We start from the raw sequence: 21794 nt of genomic DNA, 5'->3' as shown, positions 1-21794 counted from the left end.
AGCGGTTGTGTAGGGCGACGTACCCGTATCACAGAGTTGCCGAGGGTTCCGGGAGGAGCTTTACCACGGCAACACAGGAAACATCGCGGCCCGGTGCCCTTGGCGCCGGGCGCTGTGATTTTTTGAAAGGCCTTGAGACCGATGGACAAAGTCCCGATGACCGCCGGCGGACATGCCGCTCTGGAGAGCGAGCTGCAGCGGCGCAAATCCGAAGAGCGGCCTCGCATCATCGCGGCGATCGCCGAAGCGCGTGCCCATGGCGACCTCTCCGAAAACGCCGAATACCATGCCGCCAAGGAGCAGCAGAGCCACAACGAGGGCCGCATCTCCGAGCTCGAGGACATGTTGTCGCGCGCCGAGATCATCGACGTCGCCAAACTCACCGGCAAGACGGTGAAATTCGGCGCCACGGTGAAGCTCGTCGACGAAGACACCGAGGAAGAAAAGACCTACCAGATCGTCGGCGATGCCGAAGCCGACGTGAAGGGCGGCCGCATCTCCATCTCCTCCCCCATCGCCCGCGCCCTGATCGGCAAGTCGGTCGGCGACCAGATCGAAGTTGCCGCGCCAGGTGGCGCGAGAGGATATGAGATCCTGGACGTCGTCTTCCGCTGACGAGAACGGCGCGTCCCCCATGCGATCGTCGGGACGCGCCACTTTTCCACCGCCCTGAACAAGGGAGTGCAAACGCCGGAAGCCTCGGCTATGGTCCGCCTCGTTGCCACAAGGGGCGTCTGGGGTGGCCTTGCGAGACCTGACCGTTTGCATCACCGCGATCACGCGGCCCGAAGTGCTGAAACTGACGCTGCGCAGTTTCGCCAAGCGTTGCTTCTGCCGTTATGACGGCATCCACATCATCGCCAACGTCGACCCGCTCGGCTCGGATACCGCCTCGCGCGACGATGTGGTGCGCCTGCTGAACGCCTTCGACAGTCGCGGCCAAGCGCAGGTCAACACGCCGGAAACCGGCGGATTCGCCCGCGCGGTGAAATGGGTGTGGAGCCAGGTCGACGCGCCCTACTTCCTCCATCTCGAAGACGACTGGTTCCTCAACCGGCCGGTCGACGTCGACCGCGTGTCCCGCCTGATCCTGGGCGGCGAGGCGGACATCGTTCGCCTCTACCTGCGCCGCTATGCGCCGCCGCCATCCACCGGCGAGTTCTCGCTCAACCCGTTCTTCATGACCGGCAGCGCCGCCCATGACCTTGCGAGCCGGATGAACGACCAGGCCGACCCGGAAAAGCAGATTCGCGGGCTGTTCTTTGGCGGAGCCGACAACCTGCCGAGGATCGCCTTCCACGGCAAGCCGGGCGACCCGGCCGATGTCACCGACATCGGCACGCTGTGGCGCAAGTCGCACAGCCTCAAGAAAAGCTACGTCCCGGCCGACGACGGCAGCGGCGCGCATTCGGTATGGCAGAAAACCGTCGCGTCCAGCCTGCGCGTCCGCTTGTCGGATCTCTCCTACGCGGCGCGCTTCAACTTCTCCCTGCTGCGCTACCGCATGCGGCTGTTCGGCGACTGATAGCGGCTCAACCGATCAGCTCCGCCGCCTCGGCGAGCGGCCGCACCGGCTCGGCCGTCGGTGCCAGGCGCAGGCCGATGTAGTCGGGCGCCGGCGAGAACAGCCGCGACAGCCCGGCGCCGATCGCCGCCTGGAAATCGCTATCCCGATCGCCGACCATCAGCGAACGCTTGAAATCGAGCCCGGTCAGCCGCCCCGCCTCGACGAACATGCCCGAGTTCGGCTTGCGCATGGCGTGATCGGCGACATTGAGCGGCGGCCGGCCGTTGCCGTAATAGCCGCAGGCCAGCACCAGATCGAGCCGGGCGCCGCGCGTCGCCAGCTCCGCGTCGATATGGGCGGTGACGTCGGCGAAATCGTCCCAGCCGAACAGGCCCTGCGCCACGCCCGACTGGTTGGTGACCACCACCACCGGCCATCCCAAGGCATTGGCCCGCCGGATCGGCTCGACGATCTCCTCGAGAATGCGGATGTGCTCCGGCCGCGAGGGATAGCCGGTATCCTCGTTGATGACGCCGTCGCGGTCGAGGAACAGCGCGGGACGACCGGCAAAGCGTGCCGCGTCTTCCGCCACCTCGACCCAAAGGCCCGGATCGGCGCCCGACAGCCGCGGGTCGTTGACGGCCCGGCGGCTCATGCCATCCCCACGAGGCGTTCCTCGATGGCGCCACAGAGATAGTGGTAGAGGCAGAGATGGCCCTGCTGGATCACCGGCGTGAAGCGGGAGGGCACGTCGAGCAGCACGTCGGCCAGCGGCTTGAGCTTGCCGCCGCCCTCGCCGGTCAGCGCGATCACCGTCATGCCCTGTTGGCGTGCCACCTCGGCGGCGGCGAGCACGTTCTTGGAGTTGCCCGACGTCGAGATGGCCAGCAGCACCGCCCCCTTGCAGCCATGCGCCTCCACCTGGCGGGCGAACAGGCTTTCGAAGGAATAGTCGTTGCTCCAGGCCGTCACCACCGAGGTGTCGGTGCCCAAGGCGATGACGTTGTAGGCCTTGCGTTCCCTCAAGAACCGGCCGACCAGTTCGCCGGCGATGTGCTGGGCGTCGGCGGCCGAGCCTCCATTGCCGCAGACCAGCATCGGCTTGCCGGCGGACAGCGCCGCGACGATGATGTCGATCGCCCGATCGATGGCGCCGGAAAGATCATGCGCCCTCAGCGCCGCCAGCCCCTCGATGGACGTCTCAAGGTAGTCCTGCAGTCCGGCCATGCGACCTATCCCTCTCTATCCCAGCGAAACGATCTTCTTTAGCGTCGCCGTGGTCGAGCGCCCGGCAACGATCGGCGACAGATGCACCTTGCCGCCTCGGCCCAGAACGAAATCGGCGCCCACCACCCGGTCGATCGTGTAGTCGGCGCCCTTGACCAGCAGGTCCGGCATCACCGCCTTGATGAGGTCGAGCGGCGTTTCCTCGTCGAACAGCACCACCGCATCCACCGCCTTCAGCGCCAGGAGCAGCCGCGCCCGGTCGTCCTCGCTGTTGACGGGACGCCCCTCGCCCTTGTTGCGCTTCACCGAGGCATCGGTATTGAGGCCGACGATCAGCCGGTCGCAGCGCGACTTGGCGTCTTCGAGCTGGGCGACGTGGCCGACGTGCAGGATGTCAAAGCAGCCGTTGGTGAAGCCGACCCTGAGGCCTTCCGCTCGCCAGGCGGCGGCGAGGCGCGTGATGGCGTCGCGATCCGCCGGGCCATCCGAGCGGCCTGCCGCCGAAAGACTCCCGAGCAATTCGTCCGGATCCGTCTGGGCGGTGCCGGGCTTGCCGACGACGATGCCGGCCGCCGCGTTGGCGATCTCGGCCGCCATGCCGGTGGCGCAGCCTGCGGCGAGCGCCAGTGCGAAGGTGGCGATCACCGTGTCGCCGGCGCCGGACACGTCGAACACCGCGCGCGCCTTGGTCGGCATGTGCAGCGTCCGCCCCGCCTCGACGACGCTCATGCCTTCCTCGCTGCGGGTGGCGAGCACGAAGTCGAGCGCACAGGTCTCGCGCAACAGGCGCCCGGCCGCCTCGACCTCGGCATCCGAGCCGGTGGGAAGGCCGGTGGCTTCGCCGAGCTCCTTGCGGTTGGGCGTCACGGCGGTGGCGCCGCGATAGATGCCGTAGTCCTTGCCCTTGGGGTCGACCAGCACTTGCTTGCCGGCGGCGCGACAGAGCGCGATCAGCTCGGCGGCAACGCCGTCCGCCAGCGCGCCCTTGCCGTAGTCGGAGAGGATGACGATGTCGGCACGCGGCAGTTCGGCGGCGAAGGCGGCGAGCACCGAAGCGCGGTCGGCCGCCGTGAGCGGCGACACCACCTCCTCGTCGAAGCGGAGAAGCTGCTGTTGTTGCGCCACGAAGCGCGTCTTGCGCGTCGTACTGCGCGCGGCGCTGGAGATGATCCTGTCATGGTCGATGCGGCGGGCGTCGAACAGGCGTCTGAGCTGCGCGCCGGCCTCGTCGTCGCCGATCACCGTCACCGGCACGGCTCGCCCGCCGAGCGCGGCGACGTTGGCCACCACGTTGCCGGCACCGCCCAGCATGACGTCGTCGCGGCCGTGGCTCAGCACCGGAATGGGGGCCTCCGGCGACACCCGGTTGACCTTGCCGTGAACGAAGCGATCGAGCATGAAGTCGCCGGCCACCAGCACGGTCAGCGCGGAAAACTTCGATACGGCGGCATGATAGGAAAGACCGGCGTCGGGCATTTCAGCGCTTGCGAGGCTCCTCTTGGGACAGTCGCACATCTTCTAGAGCATCGGACCGAAAAGTGTTACCAGATTTTCCGACCGCGCCCCGAGGGGCCGCCCTGCTGAGGACAACCGCATGATCATCGTTACCGGCGGCGCCGGAATGATCGGCAGCAACATCGTTGCCGCTCTCAATGCCGAGGGGCGGAGCGACATCCTCGTCGTCGACGACCTGACCGACGGCACCAAGTTCCGCAATCTCGCCGACCTCGCCATCGCCGACTACGAGGACAAGGACACCTTCCTTGCCCGCATCGAGCGCGACGAGGTGATCGAGATCGACGCCATCTTCCACCAGGGCGCCTGTTCGGCGACCACCGAGTGGAACGGCAAGTTCGTGATGGAGGTGAACTACGCCTACTCCAAGGCGCTGCTTCATTACTCACTGCGCAACAAGATCCCGTTTCTCTACGCCTCCTCGGCGGCCACCTATGGCGGCGGCGACACCTTCCGCGAGGAGCCGGAGTTCGAGCGCACGCTCAACGTCTACGGCTATTCCAAGAAGCTGTTCGATGACTATGTGCGGCGCAACGTCTTCACCGCCACCGATCACTCGCCGGTGGTCGGCCTGCGCTATTTCAACGTCTACGGCCCACGCGAGGGCCACAAGGGCAGCATGGCCTCGGTGGCCTTCCACCTGTTCAACCAGGTCAAGGCCGGCGAAAACCCCAAGCTGTTCGACGCCTATGGCGGCTACGGCCCCGGCGAGCAGCGGCGCGACTTCGTGCATGTCGCCGATGTCGCCGACGTCAATCTCTGGTGCTGGAAGCGCGGCGTGTCGGGCATCTTCAACTGCGGCACCGGCCGGGCCGAGCCCTTCCGGGCCGTCGCCGAGGCGGTGATCGGCGCGCTCGGCCAGGGCGCCATCGAGTTCATTCCCTTCCCCGAGCACCTCAAGGGGCGCTACCAGAGCTTCACCGAGGCCGACCTCAGCCGGCTGCGCGGCGCGGGCTACAACGGTGCTTTCCGCGACGTGGCGACCGGGGTGAAAGAGTATATGGAATGGCTGAAGGCATCCTCGTGATCGGACCGCGCTGGGTCGGCGACATGGTCATGGCCCAGTGCCTTCTGTCGGCACTGAAAGAACTCTACCCGGCCGCGCCGATCGACGTGATGGCGCCGGCCTGGGCGGCGCCGCTGATCAGCCGCATGCCGGAAGCGCGCGACCGCATCGACGCGCCCTTCAAGCCCGGCGAGTTCGGCCTTGCCGACCGCTTCAAGGTCGGCCGGTCCCTCAGCGGCCGCTACGGGCGCGCCTACGTGCTGCCCGGCAGCTGGAAATCGGCGCTGGCGCCCTTCTTCGCCGGCATTCCCACCCGCGTCGGCTTTCTGCGTGAGATGCGCTACGGCCTTCTCAACGCCATCGTGCCGCTTCCCAAGGAGCGCAAGCGCCGCACGGCGGAGATGTTCCATCTTCTGGCCGGCGGCGGCGCCTTCCGGCAGCCGCATCTCTCCATCGACACCGCCAACCAGAGCGCCCTTTTCGCCACCCACGGGCTGAAAGCCGGCGGCTATGCCGCCCTGATGCCCGGCGCCGAATTCGGCCCGGCCAAGCGCTGGCCCGAGGACAAATACGCCGGCCTCGCCCACCACTTCGCCGAGCGCGGCCTCAAGACCATCCTGCTCGGCTCGGCCAAGGACCGGGAGGTGGGCGCGGCGATCACCGCGCTGGTGCCCGAGGCGATCGACCTCACCGGCCAAACCCGGCTCGAAGACGCCATCGACCTCTTGGGTGCCGCCCGAATCGCGGTCGCCAACGACAGCGGCCTGATGCATGTCGCCGCCGCCGTCGGCGTGCCGGTGGTCGGCGTCTACGGCTCCACCTCCTACGACAACACGCCGCCGCTCACCGACCGGCGCGAGCTCATCTCGCTGCACCTGGCCTGCTCGCCCTGCCACAAGCGCGAATGCCCGCTCGGCCACCTCGACTGCCTGAAAAAGCTCGACCTCGCGCTGGTCTCGGAGGCCGCCGATCGCCTGCTGGCGCAACCCGCATGAAGGTGCTGATCGTCAAGATGTCGTCGATGGGCGACGTCGTCCACGCCCTGCCGGCGCTGACCGATGCGCTGAAGGCACGGCCGGACGTCGTCGTCGACTGGTGCGTCGAGGCGGCCTTCGCGCCGCTGGTCCGCCTGCATCCCGGCGTCCGCCACGTCCATGAGATCCGCCTGCGCGCCTGGCGCAAGGCGCCGTTCAAGGCCGATAGCTGGCGCGCCGCCCGCGCCTTGATCCGGTCGATCCGCGCCGAGCGCTACGACCTCGTCATCGACGCCCAGAGCCTCATCAAGAGCGCGCTGGTCGCCCGCTTCGCCGACGCGCGGGTCGCCGGGCTCGACGCGGCGAGCGCCCGCGAGCCGCTGGCGACCTGCCTCTATGGCGAGCGCCACGCGGTCCCGCGCGACCGCCACGCCATCGACCGACTGCGCCTGCTGTTCGGCGCCATCCTCGGCTACGAGCCGGACCTCGCCACCCTCGACTACGGCATCGCCGGAGGGTCCGGCGAACCCAATCCCACCATCGTCCTGCTGCACGGCACCACATGGGCGAGCAAGCGCTGGTCGACGGCAAGCTGGATCGAGCTGGCCAATGCACTCGCCAGACGAGGGCTGCGGCCGCAGGTGACCTATGCCGACGCCAGCGAGGAAGCCACCGCCCGCGCCATCGTTGCCGGCGCGCCCGGCACCGAGCTGATCCCGCGTGCTCCGCTCGGCGAGGTGGCCGGCCTGATCGGCCGCGCCACGGCGGTGATCGGCTGCGACACCGGCCTCACCCACCTCGCCGCCGCGCTCGACCGACCGACGGTCGCCCTCTTCCTCAGCACCAAGCCGGGCCTCACCGGCGTCGCCGGCCGCCGCGCCATTGTGCTGGAAGCGACGGTACCCTGCGCGCCCTGCCGCAAACGCGACTGCCCGCTTGTTCCGCCCGGCACCGTGCAGCCCTGCGTCGACAGCCTGCCGCCGTCGCGCGTGCTGCAAAGCCTCCACAGTCTCCTGGGAGACGCGCCATGACCGCTCCCCGCCTCAGCGCCATCCTGATCGTCAAGGACGAAGCGCGCGACCTGCCGGACTGCCTCGCCTCGCTCGCCTTCTGCCAGGAGATCGTGGTGGTGGATTCCGGCAGCCGCGACGGCACGCAGGAGATCGCCCGCGCCGCCGGCGCCACGCTGCTGGAGACGCCCGACTTCCCCGGCTTCGGGCCGCAGAAGCAGCGGGCGCTCGACCTCGCCACCGGCGACTGGGTGCTGTCGATCGACGCCGACGAGCGCATTCCGCCCGACCTCGCCACGGAGATCCGCGCCGCTATCGCCGCGCCGGCCGCCGACGGCTATCGCATCGACCGCCGCAACCAGTTCCTCGGCCAGGTCATGCGCCATGGCGGCTGGTCGCCCGATCGCGTGCTGCGCCTTGCCCGCCGCGACCGCGCCCGCTTCTCGACCGACATCGTCCACGAGAGCCTGATGGTCGACGGCAAGGTGGCCGACCTCACCGCCGCCATGGATCACCTCAGCTATCGCGGCATCGACGAAGTGCTCGACAAGCAGCGCCGCTATGCCCTGGCCTCGGCCAGCGTGCGCCGCGCCCGCGGCAAGCGCGGCGGCCTCGGCCCGGCCATCGTCCGCTGCATCTTCGCCTTCTTCAAGCACTACATCCTGCAGGCCGGCTTTCTCGACGGCGCGCGCGGCTTCGCCGCCGCCGCCACCAAGGCGCAGGAGACCTTCTGGCGCTATCTCGCCGTCGGCTGGGAGCGCTGAGCGATGCGGCTCGCCATCATCCGCAAGCGATTCGATCCGCACGGCGGTGCCGAGCGCTTCATCCTGACCGCTGCCGGCGCGCTGATCTCGGCCGGCGAGAGCGTGACGGTGATCGCCGAGGACTGGGCCGGCGGCGACGCGCCCGGCCTCGAGCGGCGACAGGTGGCGCGCGGCGGCCTCACCCGCGCCGGCCGCAACCGGCACTTCCAGAACGAGGTGGCCGACCTCATCGCCGGAGGCGGCTTCGATCTCGTGCAGAGCCACGAGCGGCTGGTTGGCGCCGACATCTTCCGGGCCGGCGACGGCGTCCACGCCGCCTGGGTCGACCGGCTCGGCCGCGAGCGCGGCCCGCTCGGCGCCCTGGCCCTCAAGTTCGACCCCATGCATCGTCTGGTGATGGACACCGAGCGCCGCATGGTGGCCGACGGACACACGCTGTTCGTCGCCAACAGCGACCTCGTCGCCGACGAGCTGCGCGCGTGGCTGAAGGTGCCCGAGCAGCGCCTCCGCGTCATCGAGAATGGCGTCGACCTCGACCGCTTCCGGCCTGCTACCGCCGATGAGAGGGCCGTGGCGCGCCGCGGCTTCGGCCTGCCGGACGGCGCCCCGGTGATCGCCTTCGTCGGCTCCGGCTTCGAACGAAAGGGCGCCTTCAAGCTCGTCGAAGCGCTGCGCGCGCACAGCCTTGCCGACGCCCATCTGCTGATTGCCGGCCGCGACCGCCGGGCCAAGGCGCTGGCCGAGCGCGTCACCCGGCTCGGCCTCGGCGACCGGGTGCGCCTCCTCGGTGGCCTCGACGACGTCAGGCCGGTCTACGCCGCCGCCGACCTTTTCGCCCTACCCTCGCTCTACGACCCAATGCCCAACGCGGCACTGGAAGCACTCGCCGCCGGCCTGCCGGCCGTGGTAACGCCCGACACCGGCATCGCCTCGCATATCGCGGCAACCGGCGCCGGTGCCGTCGCCAGCCGCGATCCGGGCGACCTCGCCGCCGCGCTCGCCGAGGTGATCGTCGATCTGCCGGCAAGGGCCCGCAAGGCGCGAACGCTCGCCACCCGCTTCGACCTCACCGCCGCCACGGACCGCTGGCGCGACCTTTACCGGGAATTCCAATGACCGATCGACCGATCACCATCCTGCACACCGAGGCGTCCGAAGGCTGGGGCGGCCAGGAGATCCGCGTGCTGACCGAGGCCGCCGTGTTCATCAAGCACGGCCACACAGTGACCATCGCCGCCAATGCCAGCTCCGAGATCCTGAAGGCGGCGCCGGCCTATGGCATGCCGACAGTCGCCATGCCGCTGAGGAGCAAGGGTCTTGGCGCCGTGCGCGCCATGCGGCGCCTTCTCGCCGACATGCGGCCGGATGTGGTCAACACCCATTCGTCGATCGATTCCTGGGTGGTAGCGCTCGCCCGCCTCGGCCTCAAGCCCCGGCCACGCGTGGTGCGCACCCGGCATATCTCGGCCAACGTGCCGCGCAACTTCGCCAGCCGCTGGATCTACCGCCACGGCTGCGACTTCGTGATGACCACTGGCGAGGCCATCGTCGAGCAGCTCACCGCCGACGGCTTCCTGCCGAAAGAGCGCGTCGCCTCGGTGCCGACTGGCATCGACACCGACCGCTTCTCGCCGGGCGACAGCCGCGAGGCGCGCCGCGCCCTCGGCCTGCCGGAAGACGCCTTCATCTTCGGCATCGTTGCCACGCTGCGCTCTTGGAAGGGCCACGCCTACCTTCTCGACGCTTTCGCGGCGGCCAACGTGCCGAACAGCCGCCTGGTGATCGTCGGCGACGGCCCGCAGGAAAACAACCTCAAGACCAAGATCACCGAGCTCAACCTCGCCGACCGCGTCACCATGGCCGGCCGCCAGTCCGACGTCGTCCCCTGGCTGCGCGCCCTCGACGTCTTCGTGCTGCCAAGCTACGCCAACGAAGGCATCCCCCAAGCCGTCCTCCAAGCCATGGCCGTCGACCTCCCCATCATCTCCTGCCCCATCGGCGGCATCCCGGAATGCACGGCAGGGCTGGCAGGCGTGACGCTGGTGCCGCCGAAGGATGCGGAGGAGCTGGCGAAGGCGCTGGCGGGTGCACCGAGAGCCGAGCCGACGCCGGGAGGGCGGCGCAGTCGGGCGGTGGAGCGGCATTCGCTGGAGGGGATGTATCGGGCGGTGGGGGTGCGCTTTAGTAACCCAACGACCTAAATGAGAACTCCTCCCCGAGGATCACCGGAATAGCGGCGATCAGGTCGAGAGCGATAAAAAGCCAACCAGCAAAATCCGCCGAAAAAGGATTACACTTCAACATGAATACTTCCCACAGACAGTTGCACGCAGATCGTCAACAACGCAAACTATTTTCCACAAGCGACCGTATTGTAGGGATATAATCTTCTGCAACCTCTCCATGATCGCGATATGATGCGCCACCAATATGAAGAAATGCATGGTCGATGCATTGAACGCGATAGACTTGGCTTCCGTTGAGTGAGCAAACCTTCCGCTCGCCATTATAGGCCTGAACAAGATGCTCTTCGTTGAGATAGCGATAGAGCTTTACCCAATTACGCCCGCCAGTATCGAGGTTCCTAGCCTGATCATGGTTAAAGTCAAGTCTATATCTTGAAACCAATTTAAAATTGAAAAACATATAGCCAGCCCAAAGACTCCAGGCCCCAGGCGCGACGCTAGACGGACGATGAAACCCATACACTGGCTGATTAGAGATATGATCTAAAATTCCATTATGGGAGAAAGGAAAGCAATCATGATCTAGAAAACCGAAGTTCTCCGGGTGACATGGCTTAACTATATTATAGTAAATCCAATTCAACGCAATAGCATGAGATCTATTTGGGCTCCACTCGAGATTCCAAGGCAGACTGAGGTATGGAACGTTCTCAGAACGGCAAGTATTTTGAATTTCCAAACGTGCCTGAGGATTACTCGAATTATCAAAGATAACAATCTGCCATTCCGGCAAATAGAGCCGACACGCTCGAATCATCAAACTTATCGACCAAGGCAAATTAAAAGCAACGATACACAGAAAATTTCTGTTTGGGCACCCTTCTAACAAGTTTCGAAATGGCGCGAGTCCACAGCATCGAAATCTAGTGTATACGGAACTAACTAACTCATTCCTGAGCAATTTCAGAAATAGAACAAAAGAACGAAATGTAGAACTTAGATACTTAGAAACAAGTCCAAGTTTCATCGAGACATTGACCACCTGCCCCCCCTCAAAAATCTACGATTCCACTACCAATACACATCCCAGAAGCCTATAGGCAACGCAATCCGCTGACAAGTTGGGCCAGAATTTAAACGCCTTCCAAATCGCAGCGCATGAGTGTCTTAATCAATCGATGAGGCATTTGGGAAGTGCCCCGAAGCACCGACCTTTTCAACTTGGCGAGTAGGAGACTGACGGCCTCCCCAGCCTCTTTGTTCAACAGAACCTTACCAAGTAGACGCAATAGACACGTCGGAGTCATTGCTTGCGAGCATGAACATGCCACCCCATCGTAAGCAGTTCGCTGGATGGCCTGCCGGCTTTCATGTCTTCTTCGACAAGAGTCTCTATGAAGCGGAGCGCACCCCTTCGGCGTCTCCGGCTCCAAAAACTAAGCTTGCCACCAAGGTGTTTGTGTTTGACGGATGGAACCCGACCGAGCTCCTGATATAAATAGTCAAAAAACCCCCCGTTTGGCGCGAGCTCGACAATTTCATAGTTCAATCTTCCGAGGTGGTATCGATAGAAGTATTGAGAAAAACCCGTCGAATAGTGGTAAGGCGCGAAGTGCGTCAGAGAGCAAAAAGGAGCCGTAAGAATAATATCGCCGCCAGGCGCGAGAACTCGGTCAATCTTTTCGAGAACGCGAACTGGGTCCGGAACATGCTCCAGAACCTCAGTACATAAAATGATGTCATACTTCACATTCTCAGGTATATCTAGAATATCGCATCTAATATCTATATTTGAAAAATCCCATGCCCCCGTCTGCAAACCCTTGGTGTCGCCCGCGCCGTCGTAAATAGACAGATCCTGTGATGTATAGGATAAATGCGAACAGGCAGGCTTGTAAGCGCACTCACCGGCCCCAACATCCAGTATGCTACGCCCTGCGTGCATTTCCCGTAGCTTTGCTTGTATCCAGTCGTGATGGGCTTGTTGATTATCGACACGCATCATGCGCCCCCAAGGAAGTTCGTTACATAACCGTATGTTAACGCAGTTTCAGGAAACAGGAACACCCCTAGAAGTAGCGCGCCCTAAACAGCGTGCGACGGGCATTGTTCGGGAGCGGATATGGGCTTGAAATCAGCCCCCCAAGCAGAAGCGGCAACGAACGCCATCCCATATCCAGATCACGCAAGACACTCTCAAATGCGAATCCAGCGGTCGGGAATCAAGTCCCGCGCATCCAGCTCATTCGACAGGAACCATCTCGCAGGAGCTACGACCCGCGACTCCCCGCGGTGATCCAACCATGCCCCCCACCAGCTGAATGAAGAATTAGCGATCACGTGTGATCCGCAAGCAGACATAAGATGGAGATCCTCAGCATCGCGACCATCGTCCGAACGCTCTACCCAGACAGCTCTACCGGGTAATACTAAGTTCTCCGTCGCCCAATGAAGATCGTCAGAAAAGACGAAAAAAACCGGACTACTGACCCCTTCACAGGCGATAGAAACTGCGCGCTCGTACCAGCTTGAAGAACAGGTTCCGAAAATTTCAGCGTTTTTGGGAACCGAGACATAGTCTCCCCGCCTTACGTGTACGGAGATTGACTCACACGACTTAATTTCATGAAGAATCTGAAGTCGTCGGCCCGTCATTGGTCGCGCTAGCTGAAAATCAGCACGTATTACATGACTGACGTCTGAAAAATACTTTTCGCTCTGCCAATACCCCACAAGGCGCACAGGAGGCCGCAAATTGAGAATTTCCGGATCAAAGGCGAACCCAGTTTCTTTGCGGTCGCGATATTGATTACGCAACTTTCGCCAAAGACGAACAACTCCTTTTCCTTTAGAAAAGGCATCCCCATCAACTGGTTGTGCGTCTGGTGCCAACGTAAACTGATCCAGACCATAAGAGCGCTTCCTATAGCGATCCATTGCTGTAAGATCAATTCCGAGAGGAACACCACAAGAAAGCGCAGCCCTCCTACCGGCAGCGTACTGAAACATCTGGTTACCAAGTCCGCCATGAATACTGGTTACTATCATCGAAAAACAGCCGCTAGATTGCTCAATGAGACAGTGGTTTTGATCCGCCTCGCGAGTGAGGAGATGGCATTTCAACTCGTTCGAACACCGATATACGTAATGCTCGGAGACAAAAGCGTCTAATGTCCCGCACACTACGAACGATCATCCGCCAAAACCTCCTACGCGGACGCATATCCCTAACCCCTAGAGTTCTTCGGTTCCGAACCGGACCTATCGTACTGATCGCGGCCTCTTGCTCTTGTTTGCTGAGAAAATGAAAATCTTGAACACACAACGCAGGGGTCAGCTGTGCGATCAAGAAACCGCTACCGGCGAGCTGAGACGGATGGAACATCAACCGATCGACCGGCTCACATCTTTCACGCGACCAGTCAAGCAAAAAACAAGCACCTTCCTTACTAAGTAGATATCCCGCAGTACCGTTATGGTTCTCCTTAAGAAGGCGTAACTTATATCCACCACGACGCCCGAGCACCTGAGCTGACAGCTCGATACGAGTGAACATTGTTTCAACTTTAACTAAATTAATACTCTGCGGAATCCAACCCATTGCGTCTAGTGCGTTCGCAGAATCCGAAGCGAAAACTACGTCGTCCTCGACGACTAATGCCCACTTATCATCCCTTTCGGAGATTATCTGCCACACCCCTCGATGCGACAAAAACGTCGCGATCTCAGCTTTTGTCAATGGACTCCATTGCCGAGAGAGTCGCCCCAACCGATTCAACAACTCTTCATCTAGTGTTTGCCCATCTACCGCAGGAAACCGCTCAAAAACAAGCCCCACCTCCGCTGCACGGGCATTGAAGGATTGTAAACGATCATTGGATCTATCAAGATTTATTACGTACCCCTTCATACCTGCTTCCACCGCATATCATTCGTTGAGCGCCGATCACTAAACCACAAAACAATGCCCCTTCAACACACAGCAACAATTCGTTCCCCTATAACGTAATAAACTATGAATTACTTGGACAATTCTCAAAAAAACGAACACTAGGCCTATAAACAAATGGCAGTGTCACACATCCTGCCCGAACCATATAGACTTACTATCCGCAACATGCTTCACGATACCACGTTTTGCAGACCACTCCCTTCCCAAATCGCGAATTACAGGCATCCCATCAATAGAATATATATAGTTTTTATACGGACTTACATAATCCTGAAGAGAAACATTGACACCTGAGTAAAATTGCTTCTCTGGGTCATAAGCATCTATCATACGAAGCGCGCAAGCGCGCGCAAAATCGCCCATAAGAAGAGACGGAGCAGTAGAAAATCTCGGGAAATAACGATTAGTGGGCATTTTTACGCCTAATATCTTGCGATATACTCTCGAGTGATGAAAATTTCCTTTACGTCTTATATCCCAACGTCGATCTATAGTATGAAAGGAAACCTGAGCAACGCCCGCGACATCGAATTTCTCAAATAACTCATCCCCCATGCTATATAGGGGGACCCAATCATCCTCGAGATGAAACACAAATCTACCTTCGGTGGCGCCCCATACGCGCCGTACTGCAGCGCAGAAATTTGGGACGTTAGGCTCAAAAATCTTCGCCGTAGGAAAATGCTGAAGTACGGCGTGGATGCACTGCGAGTGCTCAAGATCACCGCCGAAAATTGGATCGATGTTAACAAAGACTCGATCAATGATCATGTTCGAAAATACACGACTTGAGAACCCAGATAGCGTAAGGGAAAGCAAATCAGGACGTCGAGATGCGATGATACACAAGTCTACTGGGTACATAAGCCGCTCCTTAGATATCCTATTATCTGGGGTGCATTAACAGGAGTCACCCAAGGACTAGTCGCTGAACTTACTAGCCAAGCCAAACATAAACTTTATCATGATGGCCGCAGACATACGAGTAGTCTTTTGATCGCAGAAAGTCTGCAACGCCACCGTCCCCTTCTCGATCATCTTCAAACATGATAAAAGACGGAGGCGATGACCAGTCAACTCCGCGTAGAACAGACATTTCAAAGCCTTGAGCATCAACGCAGAGCAACATCTCCCCCGACGAAACCTGAAAGTCTGAGACACATCTGACCGGAACAGTCTCGCTTGTTATTTTTGAGATGAAAAAGTCGATTTTTCTTCTGTATTCTTCCCCTCGAAAAGAGTTACGGCGAATCCAATAATCTATAATACTCCGATCAAAGGAGCCCTGACCATGGGCCCAATTATTCTCCGGTCCCTCTCCATTCATTTGATCTGCGATCTCCGGCGGTATATAGTATAGCGTCATCTCACCGATCTTATCACCGACCGCGCACTTCTCTATTCGTATATCATCTCGGTTGGAGTAAAGCTGCTTAAGTCTATCGACGTAATATGGAATTGGCTCGATAAGTGTAGCTGTATACTCGCCGGGAGATACAAGATACGGCCTCAAAGGATCGCTTTGTAGGCCGTCATTTGCGCCGACCTGCACAATATGCTTGTTTCCGTCTTTGCTAAAAAACCAGCGAAGGAACTCATCCACTCCTCGAACTTGTGGCCGTCGTTTTCTATTTTTCCGACCCCATTTCAAAGAGGTGAGAAATTTATTAATCCCGAAGGCTGACGGCGGTATGTTCATTCTCGTCGCCTGATTCTCCTTGTCCCATTTCTCAAAGGAGATGTAATCATACCTGTAGAGAATCAGCTTTGCTATCACACTATCTATGTTTGAGATATCGCCAATGGCTTTATAGCCTCGACGACACCAAGGTTTGTCTACAAAGCGAAACTGATCTGGGTAGCGGTGCGAGATATATGTACCCAGAGTCTCATACTCACTAAATCCGGAGCTCTCGCTGAAATCAATGACGTCAATTAGAGCATCATACCAAGCTTTTCCAAATCGTTCCTCGACCTCTGCAACAAAATCCTTAATCCATCTTCCTCGAATTGGAAAACACTGGGCCACAAAAGAAGACGAAACAATCTTCTCAAGCCCCAGAAGGGACTTAATACAATCGAAGTATGGCTTATGCTCTTCACGTCCCCGAAAGAAAAGAAGGTCTCTCTCTTTTGATTCAAACACCAAAGAGCGCAAAGGAAGTGTATCCGCATCCCATATCAGAGATATCTCGTCATCAGAACAATCAATTAGCGCGGAGATCTTTAGGAATTGCTGAAGATACCAGCCAAACCTGTTGCTATTTGAGGAAGGGATAGAATTCTTCAATTTCTGATGAAAGGCGGACGACAGCCTGGATTCAGGAATAATCTCAAATCTCTCTGGTGTGCAGAACTTAAAAATCGGGATCTCCCGATCCGGAACGATTAGTATATAGCGATCAGATTCTATTCTCTCTAAAATCAAAGGCGCGCAATGCATCCAAGTGTCCACGTCTGCTTTTGAGCAAATAGTAATCAGGTTATTCATTGCATGCCCGCGAAAGTTTTGCCTTATTTCATACATGGATACCACCCCAAAGTCGATCCGGGCCACCGGCGCTTATTGTCAGGCAAGGAATAGACCCCTCACTCCCACCGCAAAACCCAGGGTCTCTAGAGCACCCATAGAGCGGGACTCCTTCTGCTAGAGTTTTGCCTACGAACCCGGCTTGCCAGAATGGCTGCGTCCCCTTGTAGAGGTCCAGCTCCGGAGGCATAACCCGTACCTACTTTTGCCGGAGCTGATCTAGGTAGTGCCGGGAACTCTGCTATGTCACCTCCCCCTTGTACGCCAGATAGATGATAATACCGGAGCGCTGCGTCGCTTATGGAGGGTTGTCGGACGAGCAGTTCGCAGTGCTCCGTGTTTACATAGAGAACGCGCAAGCCTTTGCATAAGTCCCGACTCCAGACCGAGCCTATCGCAATGTTGGTGACGAACGCTGCACGCATGGCCGACTAGAGACCGTTTTTCAAAAACCAAGCGTACGTTGATGCAATCCCCCCCGCGAGGGGTATCCTGGCTCGCCAGCCGGTCTCCACGATCTTCTTTATGCTCATCAGTTTCCTTGGCGTTCCATCCGGCTTGCTCAGGTCTTGAACGATGTCGCCTTTGAAGCCCACCGTCTCGCACACGAGTCTGGTCAGATCCAAGATCGACAGGTCCTCGCCGGACCCAACATTTACATGCTCCGCTTCGGAGTAGACCTTCATCAGGTGAACGCAAGCATCGGCGCAGTCGTCGACATGCAGGAACTCGCGAAGCGGTTTGCCGGTACCCCAGACGGTGATCTCCTTATCGCCCCGAACCTTCGCCTCGTGCGCCTTGCGGATCAGTGCCGGCATCACGTGGCTGGAGTTGAGGTCGAAGTTGTCGCCGGGGCCGTAGAGGTTGGTTGGCATGGCCGAGATGAAATCGACGCCGTGCTGCTTGCGGTAGGCTTGGCAGAGCTTAATGCCGGCGATCTTGGCGATCGCATACCACTCGTTGGTCGGCTCCAATTCGCCGGTGAGTAGCGCGCTCTCGACGATCGGCTGCGGCGCTAACTTCGGGTAGATGCAGGACGAGCCCAGGAAGCACAACTTCTCGACGCCGGCCCGGAAGGATGCCTCGATGACATTGGCCTCGATGATCAGGTTGTCGTAGAGGAAATCAGCCGGATAGGTGTCGTTGGCGAGGATACCCCCTACCTTGGCCGCCGCCACGAACACTGCGTCGGGCTTGTGCCGATCGACCCAGGCACGCACCGCGGACTGATCCTTGAGGTCGAGTTCGCTGCGATCGGCCGCCAGTGTCTCGCAATGTTCCGAGGCGAGGCGGCGGACGATGGCCGAACCGACCATTCCGCGATGGCCGGCCACCCAGACTTTCTTGCCCTTGAGATCGTACGAGGCCATCTCAGGCCTCCTTCATCACGGTGGCAGTCTGCATCACCTTGAGATCTTCGTTGACCATCTCGCGGCAGAGATCGCGAACGCTCGTCTCATGTTTCCAGCCGAGTTTGGTCTGCGCCTTGGTCGGGTCACCGATGAGGAGTTCGACCTCCGTCGGGCGGAAGTAACGCGGATCGACCTCAACGATCACCTTGCCGGAGAGGCTATCGATGCCCTTCTCCTCAATGCCCTCGCCGCGCCACTCGAGGTGAATGCCGACATCCTCGAAGGCCCAGGTAACGAACTGGCGAACTTCCGTGGTCGCGCCGGTGGCGAGCACGTAGTCGTCCGGCCGGTCTTGCTGCAGCATCAACCACATGCCGCGCACATACTCCCGAGCGTGGCCCCAGTCTCGCTTGGCGCTGAGGTTGCCGAGATAAAGCTTTTCCTGCTTGCCCAGCCGGATGGCGGCCGCCGCGCGGCTGATCTTGCGCGTGACGAAGGTCTCGCCCCGAAGCGGACTTTCGTGGTTGAACAGGATGCCGTTCGACGCATGCAGGCCATAGGCTTCGCGGTAGTTGACGACGATCCAGTAGGCATAAAGCTTGGCGGCGGCATAAGGCGAGCGAGGATAGAAGGGCGTTGTCTCACGCTGCGGAACTTCCTGCACCAGACCGTAAAGCTCGGAGGTCGACGCCTGATAGAAGCGCGTCTTTCGCTCCATGCCGAGAATACGGATGGCTTCGAGAAGCCGAAGCGTGCCGATGCCGTCGGCCTGAGCCGTGTACTCTGGCGTCTCGAAGGAGACCTGCACATGCGACTGCGCCGCGAGATTGTAGATCTCGTCGGGCTGCGTTTCCTGAACGATGCGGATCAGGTTGGTCGAGTCCGTCATGTCGCCGTAGTGGAGATGAAAGCGGGCGTCCTCGACGTGCGGGTCCTGGTAAATGCCCTCGATACGTCCCGTGTTGAAGGACGACGATCGCCGCTTGATACCGTGGACGGTGTACCCCTTGTCCAGCAGGAGTTGCGCGAGATAGGCCCCATCTTGACCGGTCACACCAGTAACCAGGGCCACCTTCTTGTCCACCGGCATTCGCTTAACTCCTTACACGGGAATTTGGGCTGTCATCATGATAGAGCAGCCGCCCCCGCTGAACGTTCATCGCCGATGGTGGGGCAACCTTCCCGGCTCTCTAACGAAACCGACACCTGAACATGAGACTGCGCATCTAGCACATCAGGCCCGGGAAGCATCAGCGACTCCGGAAAGACTTGGCCCTCCCCCCTCCCGGAACTGCAGCGCCCTCAGGTGTGCATAAAGCCCGCCCTCGGCCATCAGTTCCTCGTGGGTGCCCTTTTGCACCACCTCGCCCTTGTCCATGACGTAGATGATATCGGCATCGCGGACGGTGGCAAGGCGGTGGGCGATTACGAAAGTGGTGCGGCCCTTCATCAGGCGGGCGAGCGCTTCCTGGATGTCGCGTTCGGCCTGGGCATCGAGCGCCGAGGTCGCCTCGTCGAGCAGCAGGATCGGCGCCTGCCGGAGGATGGCGCGGGCGATGGCGATGCGCTGGCGCTGGCCGCCCGACAGGTTGCCGCCGCCTTCGCCGACCAGCGCGTCGAAACCGCCGGGCATGGCCATGATGAAGTCGTAGGCGTTGGCGTCGCGCGCCGCCGCCTCGATCTCCTCGCGGCTCGCCTCCGGCCGACCGTCGGCGATGTTGGCCGCCACGGTACCGGCGAACAGGAAGGTGTCCTGCGTCACCAGCGCCACGTGCCGGCGCAACGATTCGACGGTGAAGCGGCGGATGTCGGTGCCGTTGATCAGCACGGCGCCAGCCGTCGGGTCATAGAAGCGCTCCACCAGCGAGAACACCGTCGATTTGCCGGCGCCCGAGGGGCCGACCAGCGCCACCACCGAGTTCTCCGGCGCCGTCAGGCTGAGGCCGCGCAGCACCGGCGCCTCGCCATAGGCGAAGTCGACGTTGTCGAGCGTCACCGCGGCGCTGGCAAACTTCGCCTCCACCGCATCCGGCGCCGATTGCAGCTCGGGCACCAGGTCCATCACCTCGTACATCATGCGCACGCCCACCAGCGCCTTCTCGAGGTCGAGATTGAAGCGGGCGAGGCGCTTGGCCGGCTCGTAGGCGAGCAGCAGCGCCGTGATGAAGGAGAAGAAGGCGCCCGGGTCGGCATTGTAGTGGACGATCTGGTAGCCGCCGAACATCACCACGAAGGCGATGGCAAAGCCCCCCAGCGTCTCCATCAGCGGGCTGGAGCGGGCGCCCAGCGTGGCGATGCGGTTGCTGAGCTTCTCGACGTTGGTCGTCGCCACGTTGAAGGCGGCGCGCAGCCGGTCTTCCAGGCCGAAGGATTTGACCACGCGGATGCCCTGCACGCTCTCCTGCACGATGGTGACGATCTGCGCCGAAGTCATCACCTCCTTGCGCGCCGCCGTCCGCACCTTCTTGAGCAGGTAGGTGATGCCGTAGATGGAGGGTGGCGCGATCGCCAGCGACAGGAGCGACATCGTCGGGTTCTGGATGATCATCACGGCGACGAGCGAGATCAGCGTGAACAGGTCGCGGCCGAGGCTCATCACGATGAGGTCGATCGCCTGCCGCGCCGCCCCCGCGTTCTGCGAGATGCGCACCATGATGTCGCCGAGCGCGTGGCTCTGGAAGAAGGCGATGTCCTGCCGGAGCACGGCGTCGTAGAGCTGCCGCTGCAGCCGCGCCACCATGCTGTTGCCGATCTTGGTCAGCGTCACCGACGACAGATAGGTGGCGACGCCCTTGACGAGATAGATGCCGACGATGATGCCGGCGATGGTGAAGACCAGCCCCTCGCTCTTGTCGATGAAGATCTTGTTGATGATCTCCTTGATGATGTAGGCGCTGCCCGCCGTCGCCGCCGAGGCGATCAGCATCATCGACAGCGCATAGGCGTAGCGCCCGGCATAGGGACGGAAGTTGGAGCGGAAAAGGCGCACCAGCGGCCCGAGCTTCTGCTCCGGTCCGAGAAAGCTGGCAAACCGGCCCTTCAGGAAGTCCAAGTGCACACTCCAGGTCTGGCCCGTCCCCGGGCCGAGGCATCCGCCCGCAAAGCCGCGCGTTCCCGGTTGCCGGATGCAAGAACACACAAGCCGACGGGACATGCTACGCCCGGCGCCGCCTGTCAACCGCGGGCCTCACCGCACCGGGCGCCGCCAAAGGCTGCCCCGCCATCCGTCCGGCCGCCGACCTACACCACCACCGGCTCGTTCTTGATCTGCCTGAGCGTCAGGCTGGTGCGCACCTGGCCGACGTTGGGCGTCGCCGTCAGTTGCTCGATCACGAAATTCTGACAGGTCTTGAGGTCGGGGGCGACGCATTTCAGGATGAAGTCGATCTCGCCCGACTGCATCCAGCTCTCGCGCACCAGCGGCCAGTTTTTCACCCGCGCCTCGAAGGCGAGGATTTCCGCTTCCGACTGCGAGGCGAGCGAGATGAAGGCGAACAGCGTCACGTCGAAGCCCAGCGTCTTCTCGTCGATCAGGGCGCGGTAGCCCTGGATGACGCCGGCTTCCTCCAGCGCCCGCACGCGGCGGAGGCAGGGCGGCGCGGAGATGCCTACGCGGCTTGCCAGCTCCACGTTGGTCATGCGCCCGTCGGCCTGCAATTCGCGCAGGATCTTCCAGTCGATGGCGTCGAGACGGGCCTTCATGTCGCATCCTCCGGGAGGGCTCCCAAGGCCCTCGCTTCGGTCCGGAACATACCGTTCCGGTCGCCGCCG

Annotated in this window: 20 protein-coding genes; 8 read left to right on the top strand and 12 right to left on the bottom strand. The window is 61.2% G+C overall.

Translation table 11 applies throughout. The annotated features are described in order from the left end of the window. The first annotated feature begins 141 nt into the window (after nt 1-141). Complete coding sequence (greA, locus tag QQZ18_RS20295; protein ID WP_284542801.1) at nt 142-615, top strand: transcription elongation factor GreA; 474 nt, start codon at nt 142-144, stop codon at nt 613-615. Nucleotides 616-745: 130 nt separating this feature from the next. Then, nucleotides 746-1525, top strand: coding sequence for a glycosyltransferase family 2 protein (locus QQZ18_RS20290; protein ID WP_284542800.1), 780 nt, complete (start codon nt 746-748; stop codon nt 1523-1525). A 7-nt stretch (nt 1526-1532) separates the two neighbouring features. On the opposite strand, the gene QQZ18_RS20285 is transcribed toward QQZ18_RS20290, so the two are convergent. Genes QQZ18_RS20285 through rfaE1 form a run of 3 tightly spaced genes read right to left on the bottom strand, consistent with a single transcriptional unit; the run spans nt 1533 to nt 4210 of the window. Further along, the gene (locus QQZ18_RS20285) at nt 1533-2162 is read right to left on the bottom strand and encodes a D-glycero-alpha-D-manno-heptose-1,7-bisphosphate 7-phosphatase (RefSeq protein ID WP_284542799.1); all 630 of its coding nucleotides are present in this window, start codon (nt 2160-2162) and stop codon (nt 1533-1535) included. Beyond that, nucleotides 2159-2734, bottom strand: coding sequence for a D-sedoheptulose-7-phosphate isomerase (locus QQZ18_RS20280; protein WP_284542798.1), 576 nt, complete (start codon nt 2732-2734; stop codon nt 2159-2161). The genes QQZ18_RS20285 and QQZ18_RS20280 overlap by 4 nt, the downstream gene beginning before the upstream one ends. Before the next feature lie 15 nt (nt 2735-2749). Beyond that, on the bottom strand, nt 2750-4210 hold the full coding sequence (gene rfaE1 / locus QQZ18_RS20275; protein ID WP_284542797.1) for a D-glycero-beta-D-manno-heptose-7-phosphate kinase: 1461 nt from the start codon (nt 4208-4210) through the stop codon (nt 2750-2752). Between the two features lie 118 nt (nt 4211-4328). Here rfaE1 and rfaD point away from each other — a divergent pair, with 118 nt between their 5' ends. The 6 genes from rfaD to QQZ18_RS20245 are packed head-to-tail and all read left to right on the top strand — an operon-like array spanning nt 4329 to nt 10204. After that, complete coding sequence (gene rfaD, locus QQZ18_RS20270; protein WP_284542796.1) at nt 4329-5276, top strand: ADP-glyceromanno-heptose 6-epimerase; 948 nt, start codon at nt 4329-4331, stop codon at nt 5274-5276. Further along, complete coding sequence (waaF, locus tag QQZ18_RS20265; RefSeq protein WP_284542795.1) at nt 5255-6250, top strand: lipopolysaccharide heptosyltransferase II; 996 nt, start codon at nt 5255-5257, stop codon at nt 6248-6250. The genes rfaD and waaF overlap by 22 nt, the downstream gene beginning before the upstream one ends. Further along, nucleotides 6247-7260, top strand: a complete 1014-nt coding sequence (gene waaC / locus QQZ18_RS20260) for a lipopolysaccharide heptosyltransferase I (protein WP_284542794.1) — start codon at nt 6247-6249, stop codon at nt 7258-7260. Before waaF ends, waaC begins: the two co-directional genes overlap by 4 nt. Continuing rightward, nucleotides 7257-8003: a glycosyltransferase family 2 protein gene (locus QQZ18_RS20255; RefSeq protein WP_284542793.1), complete on the top strand. Its 747-nt coding sequence runs from the start codon at nt 7257-7259 to the stop codon at nt 8001-8003. The genes waaC and QQZ18_RS20255 overlap by 4 nt, the downstream gene beginning before the upstream one ends. Nucleotides 8004-8006: 3 nt before the next feature. Further along, nucleotides 8007-9119: a glycosyltransferase family 4 protein gene (locus QQZ18_RS20250; RefSeq protein WP_284542792.1), complete on the top strand. Its 1113-nt coding sequence runs from the start codon at nt 8007-8009 to the stop codon at nt 9117-9119. After that, complete coding sequence (locus QQZ18_RS20245; RefSeq protein ID WP_284542791.1) at nt 9116-10204, top strand: glycosyltransferase family 4 protein; 1089 nt, start codon at nt 9116-9118, stop codon at nt 10202-10204. The genes QQZ18_RS20250 and QQZ18_RS20245 overlap by 4 nt, the downstream gene beginning before the upstream one ends. 1288 nt (nt 10205-11492) lie before the next feature. Here QQZ18_RS20245 and QQZ18_RS20240 read toward each other — a convergent pair. The 9 genes from QQZ18_RS20240 to QQZ18_RS20205 all read right to left on the bottom strand — a co-directional run bounded on the left by QQZ18_RS20240 (nt 11493) and on the right by QQZ18_RS20205 (nt 21725). Continuing rightward, nucleotides 11493-12194, bottom strand: coding sequence for a class I SAM-dependent methyltransferase (locus QQZ18_RS20240; protein ID WP_284542790.1), 702 nt, complete (start codon nt 12192-12194; stop codon nt 11493-11495). A gap of 191 nt (nt 12195-12385) precedes the next feature. Further along, a complete protein-coding gene (locus QQZ18_RS20235; protein WP_284542789.1) occupies nt 12386-13198 on the bottom strand; it encodes an alpha-1,2-fucosyltransferase in 813 nt (270 codons plus the stop codon). Nucleotides 13199-13259: 61 nt separating this feature from the next. Further along, the gene (locus QQZ18_RS23840) at nt 13260-14099 is read right to left on the bottom strand and encodes a glycosyltransferase family 25 protein (protein ID WP_446728689.1); all 840 of its coding nucleotides are present in this window, start codon (nt 14097-14099) and stop codon (nt 13260-13262) included. Nucleotides 14100-14264: 165 nt separating this feature from the next. Then, nucleotides 14265-15005: a hypothetical protein gene (locus QQZ18_RS20230; RefSeq protein ID WP_284542788.1), complete on the bottom strand. Its 741-nt coding sequence runs from the start codon at nt 15003-15005 to the stop codon at nt 14265-14267. 73 nt (nt 15006-15078) lie between these two features. Beyond that, a complete protein-coding gene (locus QQZ18_RS20225) occupies nt 15079-16668 on the bottom strand; it encodes a DUF6492 family protein (RefSeq protein ID WP_284542787.1) in 1590 nt (529 codons plus the stop codon). A 434-nt stretch (nt 16669-17102) separates the two neighbouring features. Further along, nucleotides 17103-18041 carry a GDP-L-fucose synthase gene (gene fcl / locus QQZ18_RS20220; protein WP_284542786.1) on the bottom strand — a complete coding sequence of 313 codons (939 nt, stop codon included), beginning with the start codon at nt 18039-18041 and terminating at the stop codon, nt 17103-17105. Between the two features lies 1 nt (nt 18042). Next, the gene (gene gmd / locus QQZ18_RS20215) at nt 18043-19113 is read right to left on the bottom strand and encodes a GDP-mannose 4,6-dehydratase (protein WP_284542785.1); all 1071 of its coding nucleotides are present in this window, start codon (nt 19111-19113) and stop codon (nt 18043-18045) included. 144 nt (nt 19114-19257) lie between these two features. Continuing rightward, the gene (locus tag QQZ18_RS20210; protein WP_284542784.1) at nt 19258-21075 is read right to left on the bottom strand and encodes an ABC transporter ATP-binding protein; all 1818 of its coding nucleotides are present in this window, start codon (nt 21073-21075) and stop codon (nt 19258-19260) included. Nucleotides 21076-21263: 188 nt separating this feature from the next. Beyond that, nucleotides 21264-21725: an Lrp/AsnC family transcriptional regulator gene (locus QQZ18_RS20205; protein ID WP_284542779.1), complete on the bottom strand. Its 462-nt coding sequence runs from the start codon at nt 21723-21725 to the stop codon at nt 21264-21266. Between the last annotated feature and the right edge of the window lie 69 nt (nt 21726-21794).

It is taken from the genome of Pleomorphomonas sp. T1.2MG-36 (assembly GCF_950100655.1).
Lineage (GTDB): Bacteria > Pseudomonadota > Alphaproteobacteria > Rhizobiales > Pleomorphomonadaceae > Pleomorphomonas.
Note: the sequence above shows the minus strand (reverse complement) of the source record. Positions and strands in the feature narration are given on the sequence as shown.

What these genes read in the sequence shown, in the direction of transcription:
- QQZ18_RS23840 (WP_446728689.1), bottom strand. Translation starts at nt 14,099, where the DNA reads ATGAAGGGGTACGTAATAAATCTTGATAGATCCAATGATCGTTTACAA.
- QQZ18_RS20255 (WP_284542793.1), top strand. Translation starts at nt 7,257, where the DNA reads ATGACCGCTCCCCGCCTCAGCGCCATCCTGATCGTCAAGGACGAAGCG.
- rfaD (WP_284542796.1), top strand. Translation starts at nt 4,329, where the DNA reads ATGATCATCGTTACCGGCGGCGCCGGAATGATCGGCAGCAACATCGTT.
- QQZ18_RS20240 (WP_284542790.1), bottom strand. Translation starts at nt 12,194, where the DNA reads ATGATGCGTGTCGATAATCAACAAGCCCATCACGACTGGATACAAGCA.
- gmd (WP_284542785.1), bottom strand. Translation starts at nt 19,113, where the DNA reads ATGCCGGTGGACAAGAAGGTGGCCCTGGTTACTGGTGTGACCGGTCAA.
- QQZ18_RS20205 (WP_284542779.1), bottom strand. Translation starts at nt 21,725, where the DNA reads ATGAAGGCCCGTCTCGACGCCATCGACTGGAAGATCCTGCGCGAATTG.
- QQZ18_RS20280 (WP_284542798.1), bottom strand. Translation starts at nt 2,734, where the DNA reads ATGGCCGGACTGCAGGACTACCTTGAGACGTCCATCGAGGGGCTGGCG.
- rfaE1 (WP_284542797.1), bottom strand. Translation starts at nt 4,210, where the DNA reads ATGCCCGACGCCGGTCTTTCCTATCATGCCGCCGTATCGAAGTTTTCC.
- QQZ18_RS20250 (WP_284542792.1), top strand. Translation starts at nt 8,007, where the DNA reads ATGCGGCTCGCCATCATCCGCAAGCGATTCGATCCGCACGGCGGTGCC.
- fcl (WP_284542786.1), bottom strand. Translation starts at nt 18,041, where the DNA reads ATGGCCTCGTACGATCTCAAGGGCAAGAAAGTCTGGGTGGCCGGCCAT.
- QQZ18_RS20285 (WP_284542799.1), bottom strand. Translation starts at nt 2,162, where the DNA reads ATGAGCCGCCGGGCCGTCAACGACCCGCGGCTGTCGGGCGCCGATCCG.
- QQZ18_RS20225 (WP_284542787.1), bottom strand. Translation starts at nt 16,668, where the DNA reads ATGTATGAAATAAGGCAAAACTTTCGCGGGCATGCAATGAATAACCTG.
- QQZ18_RS20230 (WP_284542788.1), bottom strand. Translation starts at nt 15,005, where the DNA reads ATGTACCCAGTAGACTTGTGTATCATCGCATCTCGACGTCCTGATTTG.
- waaF (WP_284542795.1), top strand. Translation starts at nt 5,255, where the DNA reads ATGGCTGAAGGCATCCTCGTGATCGGACCGCGCTGGGTCGGCGACATG.
- waaC (WP_284542794.1), top strand. Translation starts at nt 6,247, where the DNA reads ATGAAGGTGCTGATCGTCAAGATGTCGTCGATGGGCGACGTCGTCCAC.
- QQZ18_RS20235 (WP_284542789.1), bottom strand. Translation starts at nt 13,198, where the DNA reads ATGTTTCAGTACGCTGCCGGTAGGAGGGCTGCGCTTTCTTGTGGTGTT.
- greA (WP_284542801.1), top strand. Translation starts at nt 142, where the DNA reads ATGGACAAAGTCCCGATGACCGCCGGCGGACATGCCGCTCTGGAGAGC.
- QQZ18_RS20245 (WP_284542791.1), top strand. Translation starts at nt 9,116, where the DNA reads ATGACCGATCGACCGATCACCATCCTGCACACCGAGGCGTCCGAAGGC.